The 4825-nt window shown below is 63.9% G+C and carries 7 protein-coding genes; 6 read left to right on the top strand and 1 reads right to left on the bottom strand.

The window, feature by feature from the left end; genetic code table 11:
* The 3 genes from ribB to nusB form a co-directional block, all read left to right on the top strand.
* Positions 1-1054, top strand: a 1054-nt coding sequence (gene ribB, locus AC1P6P_RS05525) for a 3,4-dihydroxy-2-butanone-4-phosphate synthase (protein ID WP_481401436.1), incomplete at its 5' end; no start/stop codon positions are given.
* Entirely contained in the window at positions 1047-1505 is a 459-nt protein-coding gene (gene ribH / locus AC1P6P_RS05520; RefSeq protein ID WP_481401435.1) for a 6,7-dimethyl-8-ribityllumazine synthase, read from the top strand. The genes ribB and ribH, both read left to right, overlap by 8 nt.
* Entirely contained in the window at positions 1502-1987 is a 486-nt protein-coding gene (nusB, locus tag AC1P6P_RS05515) for a transcription antitermination factor NusB (protein WP_481401434.1), read from the top strand. The genes ribH and nusB overlap by 4 nt, the downstream gene beginning before the upstream one ends.
* 38 nt (positions 1988-2025) lie before the next feature.
* Here nusB and AC1P6P_RS05510 read toward each other — a convergent pair whose 3' ends face one another.
* Positions 2026-2169 (bottom strand): hypothetical protein, encoded by a 144-nt coding sequence (locus AC1P6P_RS05510; RefSeq protein WP_481401433.1) that lies wholly within the window; start codon positions 2167-2169, stop codon positions 2026-2028.
* A gap of 187 nt (positions 2170-2356) precedes the next feature.
* Between AC1P6P_RS05510 and thiL the strand changes: the two genes are divergently transcribed.
* From thiL to AC1P6P_RS05495, 3 genes are all read left to right on the top strand, one after another.
* Entirely contained in the window at positions 2357-3310 is a 954-nt protein-coding gene (gene thiL / locus AC1P6P_RS05505) for a thiamine-phosphate kinase (RefSeq protein ID WP_481401432.1), read from the top strand.
* A 52-nt stretch (positions 3311-3362) separates the two neighbouring features.
* Positions 3363-3911 (top strand): hypothetical protein, encoded by a 549-nt coding sequence (locus AC1P6P_RS05500; protein WP_481401431.1) that lies wholly within the window; start codon positions 3363-3365, stop codon positions 3909-3911.
* 124 nt (positions 3912-4035) lie between these two features.
* Positions 4036-4825 (top strand): sodium/proton-translocating pyrophosphatase (locus AC1P6P_RS05495; protein WP_481401430.1); only part of this gene is annotated, 790 nt, incomplete at its 3' end.

The following is a 4825-nucleotide window of genomic DNA, read 5'->3' as shown; positions in this document are numbered from 1 at the left end:
CGGCAAGATGGTCATCCTGGTCGATGCCGAAGACCGCGAAAACGAGGGCGACCTCTATATTCCGGCCCAGATGTGCACGCCGGAAGCGATCAACTTCATGGCCAAGTTCGGCCGCGGCTTGATCTGCCTTGCGATGACCAATGCGCGGGCGGAACATCTGCAAATTCCGATGATGACGGAGTTCAACGCCGCGCCCCATCGCACCGCCTTCACGGTGTCGATCGAGGCCAAGGAGGGCGTTTCCACCGGCATTTCGGCGCACGACCGCGCTCATACCGTCGCCGTCGCCATCGACCCGACCAAGGGCCCCGGCGACATCGTCATGCCCGGCCATGTCTTCCCGCTGGTGGCGCGCGAGGGCGGCACGCTGGTTCGCGCCGGTCATACCGAGGCCGCGGTCGACATCGCGCGGCTGGCGGGCCTCAACCCGTCGGGCGTGATCTGCGAAATTATGAACGACGACGGCACCATGGCGCGGCTGCCCGATCTGGTCACGTTCGCCCAGCTCCACGGCCTCAAGATCGGCACCATCGCCGACCTCATCTCGCACCGGCGCAAATACGACCACTTCATCCAGCGCACGTCCGAGAGCGTCTTCCGCAGCCATTACGGCGGCGACTGGAAGATGGTCGTCTACGTCAACACCATCGAATATGCCGAGCACATCGTGCTCATCAAAGGCGACATCACCGGCGAGGAGCCGGTCTACGTCCGCATGCACGCCATCAACGTGCTCAGCGACCTGCTCGGCGATGCCCATTTGGCGCGCGACCGGCTGGCCGAAGCGATGCGCATCATCGCCCACCAGGGCCGCGGCGTCGTCGTCCTCTTGCGGCAGGCGCGGGCGACGTTTGTCACCGACATGGTGCTCAAGCGCCTGTCCGAGGAAGACCGGCGCCGCGTCAAGGAAGCCGGCGTCGGCGCCCAGATATTGCTCGACCTCGGCATCCAGAACATGATCCTTCTCACCGATACCCCCGAAAAGAAAGTGGTGGCACTCGATGGTTACGGCCTCAACGTCGTCGGCACGCACCCGATCCGCGGACGTGACTGATCTCAAGCCCAACATCCTGATTGTTGAGGCGACGTTCTATCCCGAAATTTCCCGGATGCTGCTCGACGGCGCGACGGCGGCGCTCGAACGCGGCGGGGCCTATTTCGACAGCGTCTCGGTGCCCGGGGCGCTGGAAATCCCGCCCACCATCCATTTTGCGATGAAGGGCGGCGAGCACGGCGGCAAGCACTACGACGGCTATATCGCGCTCGGGTGCGTCATCCGCGGCGAGACCTATCACTTCGAGATCGTGGCGGGGCAATCGGGCCGCGCGCTGGTCGATCTCGGTATCAACTACGGCCTGTGCATCGGCAACGGCATCCTCACGGTGGAAAACGAGGAGCAGGCGCTGGTGCGGGCCAATCGCGAAGAGGCCGACAAGGGCGGCGATGCGGCGCGGGCGTGTCTCGCGCTGATCCAGCTTCGCCAACGTCTTGGAATGCGCAAATGACGAATGATGTTTCGCCTGAAGCCCGTCACGCGGCGCGTTTGGCCGCCGTTCAGGCGTTGTACCAGATGGAAATGTCCGGCGATCACGCCGACGACATCACCACGGAGTTCGTCGAATTCCGCTTCGGGCGCGAGGACGAGATCACGCCCGGCGAGCCCGATCAGGAATTTTTCGCCGACATCGTTCGCGGCGTGCCGGCCAAGCAGAAAGAGATCGACAAGGAAGTCACCAAATGCCTCGCGGCCAACTGGCGGCTGAGCCGGGTGGATTCGCTGCTCAGGGCGATCCTGCGCGCCGGGGCCTATGAGATTCTCGCGCGTCCCGACGTGCCGGCGAAAGTGGTGATTGACGAATACGTCGGCCTGACCCACGCCTTCGAAGCCGAAGACGCGACGCCCTTCATCAACGCCGCCCTCGACAAGCTGGCGCACAAAAAACGGCCGCAGGAATTCGGGAAGAAGGCACCGGACGACGCGTTTTAGCTGGCATACTCAATTGGCGAAATGAGTAGACGGGACGCTCAGTACGTCCAGATACCGAAAATCTGCATCAGCATCATGCCGGAGACCAGGCCCATCGGTAAGAGGCCGAGCGCGCTGACCACGACCGTGCGGACGACGCCGCCCGGGGCGTTGTTACGGTTGAGGTTCTCGGCGCGGTACATGGTCGTCTCCAAGGGTCTCGGTTCGATGTGGTGTTAACGCGGTGAACTGGAAGTCTGTTGCACTCGAAGGTGGTGGCCGCTCTGGGCATTTCCGTGGCAAAATCAGGGTGGTCCAGCGGCGGTTTGATCATCCTTTGGTGCCGTTTACGATGCTTTCTATGTAAGTGCCGTTGCGAGGGTTTCAAGCGTGACGCGACAGCTTTCCGAATTCGGCTTGATCGCCAAGTATTTCCGTCCGCTGGCGACGCATGACGGCGCGCTTGCGCTGAGCGACGACGCCTGCGTCCTGCCACAGGAATCCGGCTGGGATACTGTCGTCACCGCTGATGCGCTGACTGCGGGCGTTCACTTTCTGCCCGACGATCCGCCTGACACCATTGCGCAAAAAGCACTCGGCGTGAATCTGTCGGATTTGGCCGCGAAGGGCGCGCGGCCGGTCGGCTATCTGCTTGCCTTGGCTTTGCCACAATCGATTGACGAAGCCTGGTTGGCCGAATTCGCGCGCGGTCTCGGCGACATGCAAACCAGCTACGGTCTGTCGTTGCTCGGCGGCGACACCACCGCCACGCCCGGTCCGCTCACCATCGCCATCACCGCGCTTGGTCGTGTGCCATCGGGCACCATGATCCGTCGCTCGGGCGCCAAGCCGGGCGATCATGTCTTCGTCAGCGGCACGATTGGTGATGCGGGGGCGGGACTGGCGATTCTGCAAGGCGCCCAAGCCGACGCCGACGCCGCGCCGTATCTGATCGAACGCTACCGCGTGCCCCGGCCACGGGTTTTCCTCGGCCCGACATTGCTGGGTGTCGCCACTGCCGCCGCCGACGTGTCCGACGGCCTGCTCGCCGACCTTGGGCACATCGCTGAAACCTCCGGCGTGCGAATCATCGTGGAAGCCGAGGCGGTGCCGCGGTCGGAGCGCTTGAAGCGGTTCGATCCCGACGGGCTGGTGCGTGCGGTGACCGCGGGCGACGATTACGAGATCGCCTTCACCAATCCCGACTCGGCGTCGCAGGCCTGGGCGACGACCGACGTGCCGGTCACCCGCATCGGCCGGGTCGAGGCGGGCGAGGGCGTGGCGCTGGTCGATGCCCAAGGTCGCGAAATACCCGTCGGCCGGGCCGGTTTCACACACTTCTGACTGTGAAAGCGCGGTAACGCTCTGTTAGCCACGAGCTTCTAGGCTCGCGATCATGCTACGCCGCCTGATCCTGATCGTGTTCGCGCTCTGCCTTGGCCAAGCTGCCTGGGCCGCCGAGGCCGCCAAGCCGAAAGAGGCCAAGCCCGAACCGGGTACCAGCGTGGAAGTCCGCCTGATGGCGCCGATGTCCGAAAGCGGCAACCTTTTGGGCTACGCCTATATCACCGCGAAAGTGGTGTGCTCGTCGCCGGCGGCGTGCATCTCGGTGCGCCAGAAATTCGCTTTCATCCAGGACGCTTTTGTCCGCGACCTCCATGCCAAGCCGATCGGACAGGCGAGCGATCCTAAGAAGGTCGATCGCGATCAGTTCTCCGCCCGGTTGACAGTGGCAGCAAAACGGATCGTGGGCAGCGAGAAGGTCCAGACGATGCTGATCGTCGAGGAAAGTTTCGCCCCGCTACACCCGAGCGATTCGACGCCGACGACGCCGTCGGAGCAGCAACCCCCGGTTGGAAATGCCCCCGCTGGGGCAGCCGCCCCGGCGAAAAATGCCTCTTCTGCAGGCGCGACATCGAAACCTGCGGCAGGACCGCCGCACTAAGTTGCGACTCCGTTAGGCTTTTGGCATACACCCCCCGCCTTCTGCCCGGCAGGTTTCCGACCTGTCCAGGACTATCACGACCAGCCTGTCGGCTGGCCGAAAAATACGGAAGCAAGGGGAAACCATGGAACTTTATATCGTCTTGGCTTGTGGCCTGGCGGCGTTGGTCTACGGCGGACTAACGGTTCGTTCGGTGCTCTCTAAGAGTGCCGGTACGCCTCGCATGCAGGAAATCGCGGCCGCCATTCAGGAAGGCGCTCGCGCCTACCTCAATCGCCAGTACACCACGATCGGTATCGTCGGCGTTGTGATTGTCATCCTCGCGGCGATCGTTTTCCAGAACGTCTTCGTTCCGGTCGGCTTCGTACTCGGTGCGGCGCTTTCGGGCGCGGCCGGTTACATCGGCATGAACGTCTCGGTTCGCGCCAACGTGCGCACGGCGGAAGCTTCGCGCGGCGGTCTCGCTGCCGGTCTTTCGATGGCGTTCCGCTCCGGTGCGGTGACCGGCCTGCTCGTGGTCGGTCTCGGCCTGATCGCGGTTGCCGGTTATTATCTGGTGCTGACCAAGTTCGTCGGCCTCAGCCTTGCTGACGAAGGCCAGGCTCGCACGATCCAGAACGCCCTGGTGGCGCTGGGCTTCGGCGCCTCGCTGATCTCGATCTTCGCCCGTCTCGGCGGCGGTATCTTTACCAAGGGCGCCGACGTCGGCGCCGACCTCGTCGGCAAGGTCGAAGCCGGCATTCCCGAGGACGATCCGCGCAACCCGGCGACCATCGCCGACAACGTCGGCGACAACGTCGGCGACTGCGCCGGCATGGCCGCCGACCTGTTCGAGACCTATGCGGTGACCACGGTCGCCACCATGGTCCTGGCGTCCATCTACTTCACCGACACCGATGCGTCGAAGATGAAGT

It is taken from the genome of Rhizomicrobium sp. (assembly GCF_056722145.1).
This window is presented reverse-complemented; position numbering and strand designations above follow the sequence as displayed.